Source organism: Myxococcaceae bacterium JPH2 (assembly GCA_016458225.1).
Taxonomy (GTDB): domain Bacteria; phylum Myxococcota; class Myxococcia; order Myxococcales; family Myxococcaceae; genus Citreicoccus.
This window is the reverse complement of record JAEMGR010000005.1, coordinates 761943-782044: the sequence shown is the minus strand read 5'-3', so window position 1 is coordinate 782044 and position 20102 is coordinate 761943. Positions and strand designations below refer to the sequence as shown.

At 71.4% G+C, this 20102-nt stretch carries 13 protein-coding genes; 8 read left to right on the top strand and 5 right to left on the bottom strand.

The window, feature by feature from the left end:
- Nucleotides 1-31: 31 nt before the first annotated feature.
- From JGU66_11995 to JGU66_11985, 3 genes are all read right to left on the bottom strand, one after another.
- Nucleotides 32-5716, bottom strand: coding sequence for an AAA family ATPase (locus JGU66_11995; GenBank protein ID MBJ6761489.1), 5685 nt, complete (start codon nt 5714-5716; stop codon nt 32-34).
- A 156-nt stretch (nt 5717-5872) separates the two neighbouring features.
- A complete protein-coding gene (locus JGU66_11990; protein ID MBJ6761488.1) occupies nt 5873-7126 on the bottom strand; it encodes a peptidase C39 family protein in 1254 nt (417 codons plus the stop codon).
- Between the two features lie 31 nt (nt 7127-7157).
- The gene (locus JGU66_11985) at nt 7158-8579 is read right to left on the bottom strand and encodes a M20/M25/M40 family metallo-hydrolase (protein MBJ6761487.1); all 1422 of its coding nucleotides are present in this window, start codon (nt 8577-8579) and stop codon (nt 7158-7160) included.
- A gap of 208 nt (nt 8580-8787) precedes the next feature.
- On the opposite strand from JGU66_11985, the gene JGU66_11980 reads away from it, so the two are divergent.
- The 8 genes from JGU66_11980 (at nt 8788) to JGU66_11945 (ending at nt 17014) form a co-directional block, all read left to right on the top strand.
- On the top strand, nt 8788-9816 hold the full coding sequence (locus tag JGU66_11980) for a dipeptide epimerase (protein ID MBJ6761486.1): 1029 nt from the start codon (nt 8788-8790) through the stop codon (nt 9814-9816).
- A 23-nt stretch (nt 9817-9839) separates the two neighbouring features.
- Nucleotides 9840-11021, top strand: a complete 1182-nt coding sequence (locus tag JGU66_11975; protein MBJ6761485.1) for a DUF819 family protein — start codon at nt 9840-9842, stop codon at nt 11019-11021.
- 2 nt (nt 11022-11023) lie between these two features.
- Nucleotides 11024-11968, top strand: a complete 945-nt coding sequence (locus JGU66_11970; GenBank protein MBJ6761484.1) for a serine hydrolase — start codon at nt 11024-11026, stop codon at nt 11966-11968.
- 339 nt (nt 11969-12307) lie between these two features.
- Entirely contained in the window at nt 12308-12835 is a 528-nt protein-coding gene (gene pru, locus JGU66_11965; protein ID MBJ6761483.1) for a fruiting body spore coat protein U, read from the top strand.
- A gap of 16 nt (nt 12836-12851) precedes the next feature.
- Nucleotides 12852-13625 carry a fimbria/pilus periplasmic chaperone gene (locus JGU66_11960; protein ID MBJ6761482.1) on the top strand — a complete coding sequence of 258 codons (774 nt, stop codon included), beginning with the start codon at nt 12852-12854 and terminating at the stop codon, nt 13623-13625.
- A 10-nt stretch (nt 13626-13635) separates the two neighbouring features.
- On the top strand, nt 13636-15978 hold the full coding sequence (locus tag JGU66_11955) for a fimbrial biogenesis outer membrane usher protein (protein MBJ6761481.1): 2343 nt from the start codon (nt 13636-13638) through the stop codon (nt 15976-15978).
- Nucleotides 15971-16447 carry a spore coat protein U domain-containing protein gene (locus tag JGU66_11950; GenBank protein MBJ6761480.1) on the top strand — a complete coding sequence of 159 codons (477 nt, stop codon included), beginning with the start codon at nt 15971-15973 and terminating at the stop codon, nt 16445-16447. Before JGU66_11955 ends, JGU66_11950 begins: the two co-directional genes overlap by 8 nt.
- Nucleotides 16448-16516: 69 nt before the next feature.
- Nucleotides 16517-17014 (top strand): FBP domain-containing protein, encoded by a 498-nt coding sequence (locus JGU66_11945; protein MBJ6761479.1) that lies wholly within the window; start codon nt 16517-16519, stop codon nt 17012-17014.
- A gap of 33 nt (nt 17015-17047) precedes the next feature.
- On the opposite strand, the gene JGU66_11940 is transcribed toward JGU66_11945, so the two are convergent.
- Both JGU66_11940 and uvrA read right to left on the bottom strand, forming a co-directional pair.
- A complete protein-coding gene (locus JGU66_11940; GenBank protein MBJ6761478.1) occupies nt 17048-17431 on the bottom strand; it encodes a YdeI/OmpD-associated family protein in 384 nt (127 codons plus the stop codon).
- Entirely contained in the window at nt 17431-20055 is a 2625-nt protein-coding gene (uvrA, locus tag JGU66_11935; protein MBJ6761477.1) for an excinuclease ABC subunit UvrA, read from the bottom strand. Before uvrA ends, JGU66_11940 begins: the two co-directional genes overlap by 1 nt.
- Nucleotides 20056-20102: the final 47 nt, after the last annotated feature.

The window sequence follows — 20102 nt, the reverse complement described above, 5'->3', positions numbered from 1 at the left end:
TTCTGAACGCTCCAAACCGGGTTTTGGAGGCTCAGATGTCGAAATCCGGACGCTGCGGACCGGCCCGGGGCAGCTCCAGGGTGACGAGGGTGCCCTCCCCCAGGGTGCTCTCCACCTGGACGGTGCCGCCCAGGGCGGTGAGGACCTCCCGGACCTGATGGAGGCCGAGCCCCAGCCCGCCGTAGGCGCGCACGGAGACGGCCCGCTCGAACCGCTCGAAGATGTGGGGGAGGCGGTCGGGGGCGATGCCGATGCCCTGGTCCTTCACGGTGAGCCACACGGTGTCGTCGCGGGTGCCGGCCGCCAGCTCGATGGGTCCCCCGGCGCCGAACTTCATGGCGTTGGAGAGCAGGTGGAGCAGGACCTGCTCCAGGCGCTGTGCGTCCCAGCGTCCCACCAGGGGGCCTTGCACGCGCAGCACGAGCGGCGAGTGGGCCTGCGCGAGGGACTCGTGGAGGCGCTCCGCGACGGCGTGGATGACGGCGGCCAGGTCCACGGACTCCACGGTGAGCGCCAGCCGACCGGACTGGAGTTGGGACACGTCGAGCAGCTCCTCCACCAGCCGGGCCAGCTTCAGCGTCTGCTGGTCGAGCATGCGCAGCGCCTTGCGTGAGCGCTCCGGCAGGTTGGCTGGCAGGTGCCGCAGGACGCCTTGGACCGTCAGCCGCAGGGAGGTGAGCGGGGTGTTCAGCTCGTGCGAGGCGACGCTGAGGAACTCGTCGCGCACGCGGATGGCGTCCTGGGCTTCGCCATACAGCCGCGCGGTGTCGATGCTCACGGCGGCGCGGCGGGCCAGCTCCTGGGCCAGTCGCAGGTCGGCTTCGTCGTGGCGATGCCCCGTCGCGGACGAGGCGAAGGTGAGCACCCCGAGCGTCTTGCCGCGCGCGGTGAGCGGCACGTGCATGAGCGGCCCGAGGCCCATCGCGCGCAGCTCGTGTTGGAAGCGCGAAGGCGCGGCGGGGTCGTCGAGCGGGGCGTCGGACGCGAAGCGGGGCGTTCCAGTGCGCAGCACCTCGGCCAGGGGCGAGTCCATGTCCCGATGCCAGTCCGGAGGGGCCTGACCGAGCCGCAGTCTCAGCCGCGCCTCCCAGCGGGGGTCCGCGTGGGCGAGCGCGAGCACGCGCAGCCGGTCATCCTTCTCCACGAGCGTGACCATGCACCAGTCGGCCAGGAACGGGACGAGCAGCCGCGTCACCTGGGCGAGCATGGACTCCAGGTCCAGCGACTCAGCCAGGGACAGGCCCGACTCGGCGAGGAAGCGGACGGACTGCTCCGCGCGTCGGCGCTCCTGCACCTCCACCTTGAGCTGCTCGAAGAGCTGGCTGTTCTCCAGGGAGATGGCGAGCTGGGATGAGAGCGTCCGGAGCACGCCCACCCGCTCGGGCGAGAAGGTGCGCGTGGCCAGCTCGTTCTCCAGGTACAGCACGCCCACGGCGCGACCGTGCCGGAGGATGGGGACGGCGAGCGCGGACTTCACCTCGCGGCGCGCGACGTAGGGGTCCGCGACGAAGCGCCCCTGGTGCGCGGCGTCCGACAACACCAGCGTCTCCCCCGTGCGCCACGCGTGCTCCACCAGCGAAGCAGGGACTTGATCGGACGCGGCCAGCGCCACGCGCTCCAGCCCGACGGGCTCGGACGTGACGCCCACGGCGCGGACCACGAGGGCGCCGTCTTCATCGAGCACCAAGGCGCCCCGCGTCGCCCCGGCGACCTCGAAGCACACCGCCATGAGCTTCTCCAAGAGGCGGTCCAGCACCACCTCGCCCATCAGCGTCTCGGAGGCCTTGCGCAGGCTGCTCAGGTCCAGCGAGGCATCGGGGGCGAGGCGTGCGGCCCCCTCGTTGGAGAGCTTGAGGCCGGGGAACTCCTCTTCCAGCAGGGCCACCTTCGCGCTCGCGCCCCAGCGCGCATACGTCTCCAGCGCGGCCCGCAGGTGGAGCAGCGCGAAGCGGCGTCTCCCGAGCGACAGGTAGAAGCGCCCCGCGCGCTCGTTCGCCAGCGCCTCGTCGCGCAGGAAGCCCTCGGTGTGCGCGCCGTCGATGGCCTCGTCGTACAGCGCCATCGCCTCGGTGGGGCGAGACTCCAGCCGGGCCAGCTCGGCGGCGACGAGCCGATGCTTGTGACGAAAGTTCTCCGGACACTGCGTGGCCCACGCCGCGAGCTGCGCCAGAGAGGGCGTCACCCGCGCGACGGTGCGGGCGGGCGCGTCGTCGCGCGCGGTGAGCGTCAACGCGAGGAAGAAGGCGCTCTCCACGGAGCGGAAGAAGCCGCGGGCATGCTCCACGAGGGGCACGGTCGCGTCAGCCATGCGCTGGGCTTCGTCCAGGTCGCCCAGCAGGTACGCGGCCTCCATGCGCAGCGAGGCGAGCAGGTGGCGCACCGACGGCGCCATGTGGGGCGTGTCGAGCAGGGCCTGCTCGCGGAAGTCGTCGTCGTCGAAGCGGGCGACCTGGTGCGTGAGTCCCTGGAGGCTGCGGATGAACTGGCGGCAGACGATGACCGCGTCGGTCGTGGCCCGCACGCCGCTCTTGCGCAGGAAGGAGAGCGTGCCGACGACGGAGCCCATCACCCGCGCCAGCTCGGTCCCCATGGCCAGCTCGATGGTGAGCGCGGTGGTGAGCGCGTAGGCGGTGGATTGGAAGTCACCGCTGGCCATCCCCGTGGCCGTGGCTCGGCGCATCAGCGGCAGGCTGGTGCGCAGCGGCGCGCGCCAGTGCTGGATGTGCAGCGTGAGCGAGAGCAGCGCGCGGCACTCCATGCGCGCATCCCCCATACGCCGCGCCAGCTCCACGCCCAGGTTCCCGAAGGCGTTGCCACCCTCCAGGTCTCCGAGTGTCGCCAGCACCATGCCGTGGCCGGCGTACACCACGGGCGCCCACGGCGCGTTGCCCTCGGTCAGCAGGAGGTTCAAGGCGCGGGTGTTGGCCAGGGCAAAGAGGGTGGGGTCCAGCAGCAGCGCCGCGCTGATGAACTCCGACAGGAGTCTCACGCGCGCGAGGTGCTCGGGGTTCTCCATGCGCGGCGCGCTCAGCAGCTCCTCCGGGGAGCGGCCTCGCATGTTGCCGGGCACGGCGGCCAGCTCCGCCGCCAGCGCGGCCTCGCGGTCGTGCTCTGGGAACTCCACCCCGAAGAGGCTCAGCCCCGCTTGCCCCCAGTGCGCGGCCTGCGCCAGGTCCGCGTTCGCCAGGCTCGCGAGCGTCTGGAGGGCATAGAGGTCCACCTGCTCCAACCGGTTCGCGGCGTGCTCCAGCGCGGTGCGCACCAGCCGCGTGGCCAGCGCGGGCTCGCCCGAGTGGTACGCGCACAGCGCCGCGTCCTGATGCAGGGAGAACACCTGGGCGCGGCGGGACGGCCACAGCGAGGGGGGCAGGAGGTCGATGGCGCGCAAGAGGTACACCAGTCCCTCGCCGAACGCGGAGGCCGCCTTGGCCTTGCGGCCCGCCTGACCATTGAGCCCCACCCATTGCAGTCGCTCCGCGGATCCGCTCACGGCCTCCGCGCCCAGGTGGAGGTGGTCCACCACGGCGAACAGCCGCGCATCGAGCAGCTCACCCGAGGCTCCTCGCAAGAGCAGGCGCCCCGCCTCGCGATGCAGTCGCTTTCGCTGCGTGTCCGACAGCAGGGCGTAGGCGGCTTGCCGGACGCGGTCGTGCGCGAAGCGGTACGTGGCGTCCTGAGGCGGAGGGGCTCCCGGCAGCGGTGGGCCGTCCACGCGCAGGGCACGAGGCGCCTCCTGCTCGGGGATGAGCAGGCCCTCGCGCAGGATGCTCCACAGCGCGGAGGCGGACTCGTCCTCGGGTGCGCCCACCAGCGCGGACAGCAGCCAGAGTTCCACGCGGTCTCCCAGGCACGCGGCGACCTTGAGCACGTCCTGGGCGCGCGGTGGGAGTCGGCGGATGGAGTCGCGCATCAGCTCGACCACGTTCTCCGTCACCTCCACCCGTTCCAGCCGCGCGAGGTCCCAATCCCAGACGCCCCGCTCCAGGTCGAAGCTGAGCAGGCCATCCTGGTGCAGGTCGCGCAGGAGGCGGCGGATGAAGAGGGGGTTGCCCGCGGTCTTGCGCAGCAGGAGATCCGCGAGCGGACAGACCCCCTCGGGCGCGCGGCGGAAGGTCTCCGCGCACAATCGCGTGAGCGCTTCCAGGGTCAGCGGCGCGAGCGCGAGGGTCTGGTGTCGCATCACCTGCGGGATGCGCAGGGCGGCCAGCACGTGCGCGAGCGGATGCTCGGGTTCGACCTCATCGGGGCGGTAGGCCGCGACCAGCAGCACCCGCCGCGAGTCGGGGTCTCGCATCAGGCTCTGCAGGAGCTGGAGCGAACCGGAGTCCGCCCACTGGAGGTCGTCCAGGAAGAGCACCAGCGTCTGACCGGGCTCGGGGAGCGCCTGGACGAAGGACTGGAACGCGAGGTGGAATCGCGCGGCGGCCTCCACCGCGCCCAGCTCCGGAGGCGGAGGCAGGGCGCCCATCAAGGACTCCAGCTCCGGCACGACGTCGCGGATGACGCGCAGCGAGTCCCCCACCGCGTCGAGCAGGCGTCGCCGCAGCAGCTCGCGCACAGACTCGGGCTCCTCGCGCAGCGCGTGGAAGAGTGACTGGAAGGACTCCACGAACGCGGCATAGGGAACGTTGCCCTGGAGCGCGTTGAACTTCCCGAAGAGGAAGCGGTCTCCCGGGGGGGCCCGGCGCTGGAGGTCTCGGACGAGCGACGACTTGCCCACGCCCGCGTTGCCGGTGATGAGCACCGTCTCACTGGGGCCGTGGCGCACGCGCTCCAGGGCCGCGCTCAGCTCGGCTTGTTCGCGCTCGCGTCCGTGGAGGTGCTCGGAGACGACGAGCTGTCGGGCAAGGTCCACGCGTCCCAGCTCGAAGGACTCCGCGCGTCCCGTGCTCCAGCGGCGGCGCGCTTCCTCCAGGTCCGCGAGGAGGGCCTCCGCGCTCTGGTAGCGCGCCTCGGGCATCTTCGCGAGCAGCCGCAGCACGATGTCCGACAGCGGCTGCGGCACGGTGGGGTTGGCGAACGTGGGAGGGACCGGCGGGCGCGCGAGGTGCGCGTGCACCAGCTCGGCGGGATCCGTGGCGAGGAAGGGGGGCTGGCCCGTGAGCAGCTCGTAGAACGTCGCGCCCAGCGAGTAGAGGTCGGCGCGATGGTCGATGGGCCGGCTCATCCGCCCGGTCTGCTCGGGGGACACGTAGGGCAGGGCCCACGGCAGCTCCCCGGGGCTCTCGTCGGGCGGCGACAGGCCGGAGACCTTCGTGGACAGGTCGAAGTCGATGAGGGTGACCTGCCCGCCGCCAGCGGCCACCACGATGTTGGTGGGGTTGAGGTCGCGATGGATGACGTGCTGACGGTGCAGCCGCGCGACGATGGCCGCGAGCTGCGTGGCCATGGTCAGGAAGGTCTCCACCGTCACGGGCCGGCGCCGCGTCCACTGCTGGAGGTTCTCCGGGCCCACGTCCTCCAGGACGAGCACGGGCCGATGCGCCGCGTCCTCCTCCAGCGCGACCGGGCGGGCCACCCCCGGGATGCCTCCTTGCAGGGACCGCAGCAGCGCGTACTCGTGCCGCAGCATGGCGCCGCTGCCCACCGCGAGCGGCCCGGCGCGCACCTGCTTGATGACCCGGAGCTCACCGCCCGGCAGGTGTCCTCGCAACACGAGGTACCGGTGCCCGCGATGGATTTCCCGCACACCCCTGTCGCAGAGGGACTGCAACATCCTCGACTCCCGCGGTGGTGGGAGCCGAGGCCACGGCAGTGCTGCTCGCGCGGCGACGGCTCCCCGCCTAGCTGAACACCGCGGCGTCGCGATTTCAGGGCGCGAAGCACCGGGGCGAGCAGGCGGAGCGAGCGCGCCGCCTCTCTGCCGGTCTCGCTAGCGCAGCCACTCCACCACGTCGGGAGGCAGCGGCGTGCCCGTGGGCCACAGGACATACGCCGCGCCGCGCGAGTGTCTCCACGCTCGCCACAGCTCCGAGCGCCGGTAGGTGACGGCCGTGCCCTCGTTGCTGCGGGCCGCGGGGTCGTTGCAGAGGACGTCTCCCTCGGGCGTGAAGCCGCGCACGACGATGAGGTGTCCGTCCGTGCGCCGCGAGGGCGCGCCCGTGAGCTGGCCCTCCTCGAACGCGATGCTGATGCTCACCGGGATTCCCGCCGCGATGAGGCGCTCCACCTGCGCGAAGGTGTCGAGCCGGGCCACCAGTCCCTGCAGTTCGCCGCTGCCGCGCGCCGAGGCGTAGGCGGTGTTGAAGCTCCAGTTCCCCGTGCCCTGGTACGCGACGTCATACGTGTGCGCCGCGGCCTGGGGCACGGGCTCCTCCAGGTTGGCGCGGCCCAGCTTGCGGCTCCAGTAGCCCAGCAACATCGTGGTGGACGTGGGCGAGCACCAGACCTCGCCGCCGTCCGGATAGAGCATCTGCGAGTACCCCGGCACCTCCAGCGCGGTGCCCCACGCCGTGCGCTCGGAGGCCGAGTCCTCGGCCGTGCGGCGGGTGTCCGTCACCGCGGCGGAGAGCGCGCGCACGCGAGGGCTCGCCTCCGGCCGCGTGGAGTAGAGGCCCACCGTCACGCGCAAGGCGTCCGCGCGGCGCTTCAGGTTCAGCGTGTCCGTGGACACGGTGCCGTCCGCATCCTCCTGTGCGTTCACGCTGTGGCGCGACACGGTGTCCCGCTCGGAGGCCCACACGCCCAGCTCGTAGTCGCGCGTCCATTGCCCCTCGATGCGCGCGGCCACCCAGACCTGCACCCAGGTGCCCGGCGGCGTCTGCGCCTCGAACGACGGCACGACGCTGTCGAAGCCTCCCGAGACGGCCTGAACCTCGGAGACCGCCGTGCCTACGCGATAGGCGTCGAGCGTGGCGCCGGTGCCCGCGTCCGGTGGCGCGCCGGTGGGGAAGGGCACCGTGCTCGCGTGGGCCGTGTCGCCCAGGACGAGCGCGCCGTCCGCCGTGAGGGTCGTGCCGTCGCGCGTGAAGCGCTCGAAGTCCCGCGCCTCCGCGCCGCGCCGCCACTGGCGCGTGGTGGGGCCGTCATCGGTGGAGGAACCCGGGAGCGACGAGGGCGGCTGCGAGGCGCATGCCGTCGCGAGGGAGAGCAACAAGGCGGTCAGCCAGCGGGCGCGTGCGTTCACGCGCGCGAGTCTGTCAGGCGCGGCGCGGCCCTCACAAGGAGCCCGCGGACTTCGGCGTCGCACCCTCCTTCGCGAGGTGCTTCAGCGTCAGGTAGACGTACTCCGCGCCGGGTTGCAGCGACCCCACGGGGATGCGCTCGCCGGGCGCGTGGGCGGTGCGCGCGTCGTCGGGCGTGAGCGCGAACAGGTCGATGCCATACGCGTGGATGCCCGCGCGGCGCAGCGTGGCGGACTCGGTGGTGCCGGTGGACATGCGGGGGATGACGGGCACCCCGGGCCACACGCGCGCGGCGGCGGACGTCACGGCGCGGAACAGCGCGTTGTCTCCCACGGGGGACATGGGCGAGTCGGGCGGACTCACGTCCATGTCCACCTGGAGGGTGGGGTCCGCGATGGTGGCGACGATGCGCTCGCGAACGGCGCGGGCGTCATCATCGGGCAGCAGGCGGCAGTTGAGCGTGGCCTCGGCGGAGGCGGGGATGACGTTGGGGCGCGTGCCCGCTTGGAAGAGGGTGGGCACGCAGGTGGTGCGCAGGACCGCGCCCAGCGCGGGCTCCAGGCGCGCGACGGTGTCCACGTCCTCCTGGGCGGGAGCGTCCGGCGCGGCGGCGATGCGGCGCAGCGCTTGTCCCAGCTCGCCCGGCGTGACGGCGGCGCGGCCCTGGACGTGGAGGCGGGTGGCGGGCGTCAGGCGCGCGGGAAAGGTGAGCGTGCCCACGCGCGCCACCGCTTGCGCCACGCGCACCAGGGGGCCCGGCTCCACGGGCGGCGCGGACGAGTGGCCTCCGGGGCCCTTCGCCCTCAGGACGACGTTGCGCGACACGCGCTCCGCGGCCTGCACGGCGACGAAGAGCACGCGGCGCCGGTCGCGGGTCAGCTCCGTGAGGCCGCCCTCGTTGAGCGCGAACTCCGCCTCGCGCAGCTCGGGCCGGTGCTCCAGCATCCAGTCCAGGCCCTGACCGGAGCCCACCTCCTCATCCGCGCCCAGGTAGAGCACCACGTCGCGCGACAGGGGCGTGCCCTCGCGCTTCAGCCGACGCAGCGCGAGGACGCTGGCGGCCACCATGCCTTTGTTGTCCTGGACGCCGCGGCCGTAGAGCAGGCCGTTCTTCTCGGTGAGGACCCACGGGTCGCTCTCCCACTCGGCGCGCACGGCGGGCACGGTGTCCAGATGCGCCACCACCAGCACGGGCCGACCTGCGCCCTTTCCCTTCAGTCGCGCCAGGAGGTTGCCGCGTCCAGGCGAGGGCTCGAGGAGCTCCGACTCGATGCCCGCTTCTTTCAGCCACCGCGCCGCGACTCGGGCCGCCGCGACCTCGTTGCCGGGAGGATTGGAGGTGTCAGCGGCGACCAGCTCCGCGAGCAGCGCGCGCATCTCCGCGGCCTCGCGGGGACCATCCGCGAGGCAGAGCCCGGGGATGAGGATCAACCAGAGACAAAGCAAGGAGCGCATGGCAACCGTGCGGAACGCGGGTGGAGGACGCGGGTTCATTGTAGCGTGCGCACCACGACACGCGGTCGCGGGGGCAACGGATTCTGGAGGGGCGTCACGGTGGGCGCGCGGGTCGAGGCTCGAAGCGAGGAGAAGTCGAGATGGGGCTCGTGCGCGGGGGTGGCTTGAACGCCCGCGTGTCGAGCCTCCGCAACGGGAGACCGCACCGATGTCCGCACCTCTGAGTTTTCGCACCGTCGAGCTGCCGCTGCGTCACGCCTGGACCATCGCGCGAGGGACGAGCACCTCGAAGCGCAACGTGCTCGTGGAGCTCCGCGCCGAGGGCCACGTGGGCCACGGCGAGGCCGCGCCCAACGTGCGCTATGGCGAGTCCGCGGAGACGGTGACCGCCGCGCTCCAGGTGCTGGCCCCGGTATTGGAGGGGCGTGACCCGCGCTGCTTTCGCGACCTCTCCGAAGCGCTGGAGGCGGCGCTGCCCGGCAACCACGCGGCGAAGGCGGCCGTGGACCTCGCGCTGCATGACCTGGCGGGGAAGCTCTTGGGCGCGCCGCTGTATCGGATGCTGGGCGTCACGCCGACGCGGATGCCGGCCACGTCCATGTCCATCGGCATCGATGTGCCCGAGGCGCTCGCGCTCAAGGTCCGCGAGGCGGCGGACTTCGCGGTCCTCAAGGTGAAGCTGGGCGCGGAGCGCGTGCGTGAGACGTTCGGCGCCGTGCGGGCCCACACGCGGCAGCCCATCCGCGTGGACGCCAACGAGGCGTGGCGCCCCGATGAGGCGCTGGCGCACATCGAGTGGTTGGCCTCGCAGGGCGTGGAGTTGGTGGAGCAGCCGCTGCCCGCGGCGGACGTGGAGGGCGCGAAGTGGCTGCGCGCGCGCTCGCCCCTGCCCCTGGTGGCGGACGAGGCCCTGTCCATGGCGGGCGACGTGCCTCGGCTGGTGGAGGGCTACCACGGCATCAACGTGAAGCTGCAGAAGTGCGGTGGCATCCGCGAGGCGCTGCGCATCATCGAGACCGCGCGCGCGTGCGGGCTGAAGGTGATGCTGGGCTGCATGGTGGAGACGGGCGTGGGCATCGCGGCGGGCGCGCAGCTCGCGCCGCTGGTGGACTGGGTGGACCTGGACGGCAACCTGCTGCTGGCGGAGGACCCCTTCGTGGGGCACCCCGTGGTGGCGGGGCGCATCCAGCTCGGGAGCGGCGCCGGACTGGGCGTCGAACTCCGGGCCGCTTCATGAAGGCCGCGCTCATCCAGGACCCGATGGCGGTGCTGGCCGTGCTGCTCACCGTGCTGTCGGCGCTCTACGCGGTGGAGCGGACGCGGGCGGGAGGCCGGCTGTTCCAGGTCGTGCCGCTGCTGGTGTTCGCGTACTTCGTGCCCACGCTCTTGTCGAACCTGGGCGTCATCCCCACGCAGTCGGAGCTGTACCGCTTCGTGCGGACGTACCTGCTGCCCGGCAGTCTCGTGTTGCTGGTGCTCTCGGTGGACCTGCCCGGCATCGCGAGGCTCGGTCGCGACGCGGTGGTGCTCTTCCTGGCGGGCACGCTGGGCATCATGGTGGGCGGTCCGCTGGCGTACCTCGTGCTCGGGCGGCTGGTGCCGGCGGAGCTGGGGGACCAGGCGTGGAAGGGGCTCGCGGCGCTCAGCGGTTCGTGGATTGGCGGCAGCGCGAACTTCGTGGCCATTGGCCAGAGCGTGGGCGCGCTCGACAGCATCCTCAGCATGATGGTGGTGGTGGACGTGGGCGTCTCCAACGTGTGGACGGCGGTGCTGCTGTCCTTCGCGGGTCGGGAGCTGGCCATGGACGCGCGCATCGGCGCGGACCGGCGCGCGCTGGAGGCGGTGCGTGAGGAGGCGGCTCGACTCCAAGCGGGCACCGCGCGGCCCGCGAGCCTGCCGGACCTGATGTGGATGGTGACCATCGCCTTCGGCGTCACCGTGGCGGCCACCGCGCTCGCGGCGCGGCTGCCGGACATCGGCACGGTGGTGACGGGCTTCACGTGGGTGGTGCTGCTCGTGACGACGGCGGGCGTGGTGCTGTCCTTCACGCCGGTGCGGAAGCTGGAGGGCGCGGGCGCCAGCCGCATGGGCTCGCTGTTCCTCTACCTGCTGGTGGCCACCATCGGAGCCCAGGCGGAGTTCCGCAAGCTGCTGGACGCGCCCGCGCTGGTGGCGGTGGGCGCGCTCTGGATGGTCATCCACGCGGGAGTCACCATGGGCGTGCGGCGCTACCTGCGCGCGCCGGTGTTCTTCGCGGCGGTGGGCTCGCAGGCGAACGTGGGGGGCACCGCGTCCGCGTCGGTGGTGGCGGCGGCGTTCCACCCCGCGCTCGCGCCGGTGGGTGTGCTGCTGGCGGTGCTGGGCTACGTGCTGGGGACCTACGGCGGGCTGGTGACGGCGTTGGTGCTGGAGCAGGTGCACCACTTCATCCACGGAGGCTGATGATGCGCGCGGCTTGGGTGTGCACGGCGGGGCTCGTGCTGGGGTGTGCGACGGCGCCGGTGTCCTCGGAGGCGCCTCGGCCCTCGTTGCAGGGCGTGGTGGACGGGCTCGTGCAGGAGGCCGCGCGGCTGGCTCCGGGCTCGGACGTGGCGCTCGCGGTGCAGGAGGTGGGCACGGGCGAGTACGCGGGCGCGGCGGACACGGTGCCGCATGTGTCCGCCAGCTCGGCCAAGGTGTTCTGGGTGGCGGCGGCGTTGCGAGACGTGGCGCTGTCCCAGGTGTCGCCGCGCGCGGAGAAGGTCTTCCGCACGTCCGACAACGAGGCCTCTGGAGAGGTCATCGACCTGGTGGGCGGCCCGGACGCCATCAACGTCTATCTGCACGGGCTGGGGCTGGAGCACACGGCGCTCACCAAGTGGAACTACGGCAAGCCGCGCTGGGCGACGAACTCGCCGCGCGCGCTGGGCAATGACAACTACTTCTGCGCGGCGGACGCGGTGTCCTTCCTTCGGCGCCTGGACCGGGGCGAGTTGCTGGATGCCGAGCGGACGGAGCGGCTGCGCGCCTGGATGCTGCTCACGCCGCGCGAGGGCTGTGGCGGTTGGTTGGGCACGCGCTTGCCCGCCGCCGCGCGGGCGTCGTTGCAGCACAAGGGCGGCTGGCTGCCTCCGGGGTGTTGCTCGGATGACGCGCGCTACAACGTCCTCAACGAGGTGGGGCTGGTGACCCTGCCAGATGGCCGGCGCTACGCGGTGGCGCTGCTGGCCGCGCACGGGCCGGACTGGCCCAAGCAGGCCTTCTTCATCGAGCGCGCCTCGTGCGTGCTCTACCGCCACTTCTCGCGCGACGCGGCGCTGGACTGTGGCGAGGCGCTCGCGGCGGCGGGCGGTCCCGCTCCCTCGCGCCTCGCGCCGGGAGAGGCGCCTCCGAACTACGACTGTGATTGAGCGTGGGGACCGCTCACGTGTGAACGAGCGCGGGGAGCGCTGACGCAACACCCTGCGCCACGTGCTTCCCAGCTTGGGAAGACCCTGTCACCGCTCGCTGTGCCCCTCCGCTCGTCGCGGCGTGGCTCGCGCGCGCGTGGAGCGGCTTCGGGGCAGGGGACCTTTCCTCCAGACAACGTCGCGGCGTCGCGCGCAGGGAACTGACCGATAGCGCGCGATGCCAGCGTGCGCTGCTGCGCGAAACCGGTGGGCCGTGCTGGGCGCGGCGGGGCCCGGCGCTCAGCTTGCAACAGTGAAGGTCTCGCCGGAATCCGCCGGCCCATTGCTGGAGCATTGCCCATGAAAGCCATCTCGCGTGTTGCCGCTGTCATTGGCGTCGCCTCTGCATTCGCCTCGTTCTCCGACGCGCACGCCGCCACGGCCACCGCGAACCTGACGGTGACGGCCACGGTGGGCTCGGTGTGCAGCATCAGCTCGGGCACCCTCAACTTCGGCAGCTATGACCCGGTCATCCTCAACGCGAGCACAGGCGTGGACCTGCTCGGCTCCGGCACCATGAACGTGCAGTGCACGCTGTTGGGCACGGCTGTCATCACGATGGGGCAGGGCTCCAACGCGGACACGGGCTCCACGGATGCCGCGCCGCTGCGTCGGATGAAGAACACGGCCTCGGCGAACTACCTGTCCTATTCGCTGGACCAGGACGCCGCGCGCCTCGTGGTGTGGGGCAACACCGCGGGCACGGGCCTGGCCTACGTGGGCACGGGCTTGTCCGTTCCCGTGCCTGTCTACGGCACCGTGGCCAAGGGGCAGAACGTGCCCTCGGGCAACTACAGCGACGTCGTCGTCGCCACCATCACCTTCTGAGGGAGACCGACGCGTCATGTGCATCCGCTTGCTCTCCCGGACCCGAGCCCTCGTGGGATGGGCCGCCTTGGCCTGCATGCTCCCGAGGGGCGTGAGTGCCTCTTCGGTGGAGGTGAACCCGGTCCGGCTCGAACTGGCGTCCGGCGCCCGCGGGACGGTGGTGATGGTGAAGAACCAAGGCACGGAGCCCACGCGCTTCCAGGCCTCGGTCCACACCTGGGCCCAGGACGAGCGCGGACACATGACGCTCGAACCCACGCAGGAGCTGTTCTTCTTCCCGTCGATGCTGACGCTGGAGCCAGGGGAGTCTCGTCCCATTCGGGTGGGGCTCTCCTCGGCTCCCGCGGAGGCGGAGCGGGCCTTCCGGCTCATCGTGGAGGAGCTGCCGCCGCTGGAGCCCGCCGTGCCCACGGCGGGCCTGAAGGTCCTCACCCGTGTCTCGCTGCCGGTGTTCGTCGCGCCCAAGCGCCGGGTCTTCGAGGGGCGCATCGAGGACGCGGAGGTGCGCGCCTCGCGCCTGCGCCTGCGCGTGCGCAACGCGGGCACGGTGAACTTCTTCGTGCGTCAGGCGCGCGGCCACGGCCTGGACGCAGAGGGCAAGGCCGTGGCGGAGCTGGGACAGCCGGGTTGGTACGTGCTGGCCGGAGGCTCGCAGGTCTTCGAGCTGGAGGTTCCTCCGGAGCACTGTCGAAAGGTGCGCTCCGTGGAGCTGGAGGTGGAGACGGACCAGGGCGTGCTTCGCCAGACCGTCGCCATTCCCAACAGCGGGGCGGCGCCCTGCGCGTCTTGAGTCCTCCGTCATGTCTCGGGCCATGTCGGCACGGCGCTCGTGGGGGCACCTGGGATGGGCGTGCGCGGCCTCGCTCCTGGTGATGGGCCTGGAGGCGCGAGCGCTCCCGACTCCCGAGGCGCGGGTGGCGCCGCAAGAGCCCATCGTCGCCGAGCTGACCCTCAATGACATCCCGCGCGGTGAGGTGTTCCCCCTGCTGCGCGACGAGGACGTGTGGCTCCCGCTCTCCACGCTCCAGGAATGCGACGTGGACATGGGGAAGCTGGGGGGACGCACGGAGGTCGTCGCGGGGCAGGGCTATGTCTCGCTGCGCTCCTTGGCTCCGGACACGACGTTCCAGTTCGACGCGCGCGCGGCCACGCTCCAGGTCCGGCTGCCTGCCACGGCGTTTCGTCCAACGCGCATCGACCTGGCCCTGGAGCCGCCTCGGGGCTACGGCGTGCGAGGCGATCCGAGTGGCTTCCTGAACTACGCCGCGCGAACGCGCAACACGTGGCTGACCCTGTTTGGGGAGGTGGGCGCCTCGGTGGGCCGGGGCCTGTTCACCACGCAGGCGCAGTGGCATCCAGGCCGCGAGCCTCTGCGCGGCCTGACGCAGCTCACGGTGGATTTCCCTGAGGTCATGGTGCGCGCCATCGCGGGGGAGTCCACCGGCTATGGCGGTGCCCTGGGCGGTGGCGCCGTGGTGGCGGGGCTGCACGTGCTGCGCTCGTTCGAACTCAATCCCTACTTCGTGCGCAACCCGGTGCAGGACTTCGCGGGGGACGTCAGCACGCCGTCGTCGCTGGAGGTCTACGTCAACAACCAGCTCGTGCGTCGCACGGACCTGCCGCCTGGGCCATTCCGACTGGAGAACGTCACGGTGCCTCGGGGCGAAGGCTCCACGCGCTACGTGGTGCGGGACGCGTTCGGTCGCGCCCGCGAGGTGCGCTCCTCGTACTCGCTGGGCGAGCAGCTCCTGGCGCCGGGCGTGGTCGACTATCACCTCTCGGTGGGGGCCGAGCGGCAGTCCCTGGCCACGCGCAGCTTCGACTTCGGATCGCCGCTGCTGTTGGGCAGCTTCCGCGTGGGCACGACGCCATGGCTGACGCCCGGGGTGCGTCTGGAGGTGTCCCCGGACCGCCTGAGCACGGGGCTCATGCAGACCGCGCAGCTTCCGGTGGGGGCGATGGAGCTGGCGGAGGCCGTGAGCCGGAGCGAAGGACAGACAGGCGTGGCGGCGGGAGTCGCCTACGCGTTGCAAGGACAGTGGATGGGCGGCTCGTTCTTCACGCGAGCGATGAGCGCTCACTATGCCCACACCAACCTCGCGCCGGCGGATGATCACCCACGGCTGGAGACGGGCGGTGGCTTCTTCCTCTCGCTGGGCAATCGCGTGAACGTGGGCGGACAGCTCGCGGTGACGCACTGGCGAGACCGCGGCTGGACCACGTGGCTGGGCGCGACCACGTCCGCGCGGGTGACGGACCTGGCCACGCTCTCCTTCACCGCGAGCCGAGGCCAGGAACAGTCCGGGGTCGCCGCGCTGGAGGGGACGGTGTTCCTCAGCGCCATCCTGGATGCGCGGACCTCGGCCTCGGTGGGCTATGGCCGCGCGGTGGGTGGGGACACGGCCTCGGTGGATGTCTCGCGCGGCGTGCCGTTGGAGGGGGGCTGGGGCTTCCAGGTCCAAGGACAGACGGGGCGCGCGGAGCAGGCGCGAGGGCGGGTGGATTACGAGGGAGACGTGGGCCGCGCCACGGCGGGCATGGAGTGGGCCGCGGGCAACCTGGTGGGATTGGCGGAGGTGTCTGGCGGAGTGGTCGCCATTGGCGGACGCGTGCGCGCCACCCGCGTGGTGGACCAGGGCTTCGCGCTGGTGCGTGTGACGGGCGTGGAAGGGATTGGGGTGCGCTTGAACAACCATGTCATCGGGCGCACGGACCCCGCGGGCGAGTACGTGGTGACGCGACTGCAAGCCTACAGCCCCAATCGCTTGTCACTCTCGGACGAGGAGCTTCCCCTGGAGATGCAGGTGCCCACGACCGAGGCCATGGTGGTGCCGTGGCGCCGGGGCGGCGTGGTGCTCGACTTTCGCGCGCGGGTGCTGCGCGCCCTGCGCGGACGGCTGGTGCTCGTCACGGGGGAGGAGTCGCGCGCGCCCGCGTATGGCGAGCTGAGAGTCGAGGCGGGAGGGGAGCGCTGGAGCTCTCCGGTGGGGGCGAAGGGAGAGTTCGAGCTGTCGGGCGTGCCGCCGGGGCGCTACCCGGCGACGGTGGTGTTTTCGGGGGGCCAATGTGTCGCCACCTTGGATGTCCCCGCGGTGTCGGGCCGGGTCGTGGACGTGGGGCGGGTGAGGTGTGTGAATGAATAGGCGCGACGTGCGAGGGCGCGGGGGTGGCCTCTTCCTCGCGGGACTGTGTGCGTTGGTGCCCGCGTCGGCGGGGGCCTCGTGTTCCTTGCAGGGAATCGTGGGCCTGAGCTTCGGCGCGTACAATCCGGGCTCCGCGGTGCCGCTCGATACGGTGGGGAGCGTGGGCTACCGCTGTGACTTGCTGCAGTTGTCGGTGGTCAACATCTCCTTGAGCCGAGGCAGCTCGGGCAGCTACGCCGCTCGGCAGATGCAGGGACCTTCCTCCAATACCCTCTCCTACAACCTCTACATGGACGCGGCGCACCTGACGGTCTGGGGCGATGGCAGCTCGGGCACGTCACGCTATGGGCCGGTGCTGCCCATTCTCGGGGCGGACGTGAGCCTGCCTGTCTATGGCAGGATTCCCGCCCTCCAGAACGTGGCGTCGGGCGCGTATTCCGACACGGTGGTGGTGACGATGACCTTCTGAGCGCGCGCGTCTTGAATGGACCTGGGGTGGCTTGCCTGTTAGTTGCAGGAACTACCTCAAGGAGCCGTCGTGTTCCGACTCGAGACTGACCGGGCGCTCATCCAGGCATTCCGACCGAGAGATCGCCGGGTCATTGAGATGCCCAAGGGCGTCTCCTTTCCCCATTTCGTCCGGGACTATCTCGCCTGGACGGAGACCTCGGGCGCGCGCGTGTACCTCGTCTTCGCCGCGACGGGCAGCGTGAAGCCGATTGGCATCATCTTCCGCCGGGATTCCCTGGGGGGAGAGCGCATGGCGAGCATGTGCGAGTGGTGCCACACCTATGGCGGGTCGTCCGAGGTGGGGCTGCTGACCACGGACGTGAACAGCAAGCGCCGGGTGGGCGTGAGTCTTTGCGCGGACCTGCGTTGCAAGGATCGGCTGGAGGACGCGGCCAATCGTTCCGGTCGCCATCCAGGAGAGATTCTCGCGGAGCTGCGCGCGCGGATGTCCCGCTTCGCGCAAGAGGTCCTGGACTTCAAGGTCGAGCAGGCGTCACCGGTCGAACTGTCTGACGACAGGAATTGAGTGGCGAGTCTCTCGATCCCGCGTAGACGTGCCTCAGGACTTGGGGCGCCACGCCATGCGCATGTAGCCGTGGCCCGCGGCCAGCTCCTCCAGCATCTGGTTCAGGCGCTTCTGCCGGGTCGCTTCCTGTTTGGCGCGGGAGATCCACCCTACGTAGTCATTCCGCTGGTAGGCCGGACGCTGCCTGTAGGCCTCCACGAGCCGGTGCTCCTGGAGGGCCCGCTCGACGAACGGTGGCATGGGGTGCAGCGCCCTCTGGAGGCGCGAGGTGTCCGGCTCCTTCACCGGAGCCTTCTTCGCGACGGTCTTCTTGGCTGCGGTCTTCTTGGCTGCGGTCTTCTTCGCCACGGTCTTCTTCGCCACGGTCTTCTTCGCCACGGTCTTCTTGGCTGTGGTCTTTCGGGTTGAGGTCTTCATCAGTGGGAGCTCGCGGTGCGGGAGCGGCGGGCAGGTGATGCTACGGGATGGCGCGCATGTCCGCGAGTGCCTCCCAGCGCCCTCGCGAGGAACGGCGCGGTGCGACTCTCGTGGGACTGCGCCACCTCCGCGGGAGTGCCCTGGGCCACGACGCGCCCGCCGGCCTCGCCGGCCCCAGGGCCGATGTCGATGACCCAGTCGCTTCGTGCCACGAGGCTCATGTCGTGCTCCACCAGCAGCACCGTGTTGCCCGCGTTCACCAGGCGATCGAGCTGCGCCAGGAGCTTCTCCACATCCGCGGGATGGAGCCCCGTGGTGGGCTCGTCCAATACGTACAGCGTGTCCCCATGCTGGGTGCGCTGGAGTTCCGTCGCGAGCTTGATGCGCTGGGCTTCGCCCCCCGACAGCTCCGTGGCGGGTTGGCCCAGTCTCAAGTAGCCCAGGCCCACCTCGCGCAACACGCCGAGCGAGCGCATCACATGCGACACGTCCGCGAAGAACTCGTGCGCCGCATCCACGGTCATGCGCAGCACCTCGGCGATGTTCTTGCCTCGGTATTGAATCTCCAGTGTCCGGGCGTTGTAGCGGGCGCCGTGGCACGTGGGGCAGGGCGCGAAGACGCTGGGCAGGAAGATGAGCTCGACGCTGACGAAGCCCTCGCCCGCGCACGTCTCGCAGCGTCCCTTGGGCACGTTGAAGGAGAAGCGCCCGGCGTCGTACTTGCGCGCCCGCGCCTCCTTCGTCCCGGCGAAGAGCTTGCGCACGTTGTCGAAGAGGCCCGTGTACGTGGCGAGGTTCGAGCGCGGCGTGCGGCCGATGGGCCTCTGGTCCACCACCACCAGCCGCTGGATGTCCTCCATGCCGCCGTGAATCCTCCCGCCGAGCGTGAGCGGCACGGCGCGCTCCAGCTCCTCGCCCTCCTCGGGCTCCTCGGTGGGGTTCGCGTGGCCCAGGTGCCGAGACACCAGCTCCACCAACACCTGGCTCACCAGACTCGACTTGCCCGAGCCCGAGATGCCCGTCACGGTGGTGAGGGCCTTGAGCGGGATGTCGACGTCGAGGTGGTGCAGGTTGTTGCGGGTGATGTCTCGCAACTGGAGTTGACCTTGGGGCGCGCGGGGCGTGCGGCGCACGGCGAGGTCCGCCTCGCGCAGGAAGCGCCGCGTCTGCGACGCCTCCACGGCTTCCAGTCCTGCGGGAGGACCGCTGTAGAGCACCTGTCCGCCCTGCTCGCCCGCGGCGGGCCCGATGTCCACCACCCAGTCCGCCGCGCGGATGACCTCGACCTCGTGCTCCACGACGAAGAGGGAGTTGCCCGAGCGCTTGAGCAACTCGAGGGCCTGGAGGAGCGCCTGCGTGTCCGCGGGATGCAGCCCCGCCGACGGTTCATCGAGCACGTACACCACGCCGAACAGGTTGGAGCGGATCTGCGTGGCCAGCCGCAAGCGCTGAAGCTCGCCGGGTGACAGCGTGGGCGTGCTGCGCTCCAACGACAAGTAACCGAGCCCCAAGTCCACCAACACCTGGATGCGCCCGAGCACGTCGCGCGCGAGGCGCTCGGCCACCAGGGCCTTCTCGGGATGCTCGCGCACGAGCTGGGCCCAGCCGCGCGCTGTCCCTTCCGCGGTGGGGCGCAACGCCTCGGCGACTCGGGTGAGCGGCTGGCGTGACAGCTCACCGATGTCCACGCCCGCGAACGTCACGGAGAGGGATTCGAGACGCAGGCGCTTGCCGTGGCAGAGCGGGCACTCCTGGCTCAGCAGGTGCTGCTGCACGCGCTTCTTGATGGCGGGGCTCTCCGTGCTCGCGAACGTCTGGAGCACGTAGCGCCGCGCGCCGGAGAAGGTGCCCATGTAGCTGGGCGGATCCTTGCGCTGCAACGCGCGCCGGGTCTCCTGCGGCGTCAGCCCCGCGTAGACCGGGACGACGGGCTGCTCCTCGGTGAAGAGGATCCAATCGCGGTCCTTCTTGGGCAGCTCGCGCCAGGGGCGGTCCACGTCGTACCCGAGCGACACGAGGATGTCGCGCAGGTTCTGGCCGTGCCATGCGGGCGGCCACGCGGCGATGGCGCGCTCGCGGATGGTGAGCGAGTCGTCCGGTACGAGCGAGCGCTCGGTGACTTCATACACGCGGCCCAACCCGTGGCACTGCGGACACGCGCCCGCGGGCGTGTTGGGCGAGAACGCCTCGGCCTCCAGGTGGGGCTGCTTGGGCGGATAGGTGCCCGCGCGCGAGTACAGCAGGCGCAGCGAGTTGGACAGCGTCGTGACGCTGCCCACCGACGAGCGCGTCGTGGGCGTGCCGCGCTGTTGCTGGAGGGCGACGGCGGGCGGGAGCCCCTCGATGGAGTCGACCTCGGGGACGCCGACCTGGTCGAGCAGGCGTCGCGCGTAGGGCGCCACCGACTCGAAGTAGCGCCGCTGCGCCTCCGCGTAGAGCGTCCCGAAGGCCAGCGAGGACTTGCCCGAGCCGGAGACCCCGGTGAAGACCACGAGCGCGTCGCGAGGAATGTCGACATCGACGTCGCGGAGGTTGTGCTGACGGGCGCCTCGCACGCGAACGCAAGCGCTGGGCGACTGGGGCGCGGTGGACGCCCGGGAGGGCGGCGGACTTCGTCGGGTCATGGCGGGAAGACTGCGCATCCGAGAGGCCCCCGCTCAGGGGACCGTTC

Bases quoted from the DNA above. Each gene is read 5' to 3' on its own strand.
- JGU66_11995 (MBJ6761489.1), bottom strand. From the start codon at position 5,716: ATGTTGCAGTCCCTCTGCGACAGGGGTGTGCGGGAAATCCATCGCGGG.
- JGU66_11985 (MBJ6761487.1), bottom strand. From the start codon at position 8,579: ATGCGCTCCTTGCTTTGTCTCTGGTTGATCCTCATCCCCGGGCTCTGC.
- JGU66_11980 (MBJ6761486.1), top strand. From the start codon at position 8,788: ATGTCCGCACCTCTGAGTTTTCGCACCGTCGAGCTGCCGCTGCGTCAC.
- JGU66_11975 (MBJ6761485.1), top strand. From the start codon at position 9,840: ATGGCGGTGCTGGCCGTGCTGCTCACCGTGCTGTCGGCGCTCTACGCG.
- JGU66_11970 (MBJ6761484.1), top strand. From the start codon at position 11,024: ATGCGCGCGGCTTGGGTGTGCACGGCGGGGCTCGTGCTGGGGTGTGCG.
- pru (MBJ6761483.1), top strand. From the start codon at position 12,308: ATGAAAGCCATCTCGCGTGTTGCCGCTGTCATTGGCGTCGCCTCTGCA.
- JGU66_11960 (MBJ6761482.1), top strand. From the start codon at position 12,852: ATGTGCATCCGCTTGCTCTCCCGGACCCGAGCCCTCGTGGGATGGGCC.
- JGU66_11955 (MBJ6761481.1), top strand. From the start codon at position 13,636: ATGTCTCGGGCCATGTCGGCACGGCGCTCGTGGGGGCACCTGGGATGG.
- JGU66_11950 (MBJ6761480.1), top strand. From the start codon at position 15,971: ATGAATAGGCGCGACGTGCGAGGGCGCGGGGGTGGCCTCTTCCTCGCG.
- JGU66_11940 (MBJ6761478.1), bottom strand. From the start codon at position 17,431: ATGAAGACCTCAACCCGAAAGACCACAGCCAAGAAGACCGTGGCGAAG.
- uvrA (MBJ6761477.1), bottom strand. From the start codon at position 20,055: ATGACCCGACGAAGTCCGCCGCCCTCCCGGGCGTCCACCGCGCCCCAG.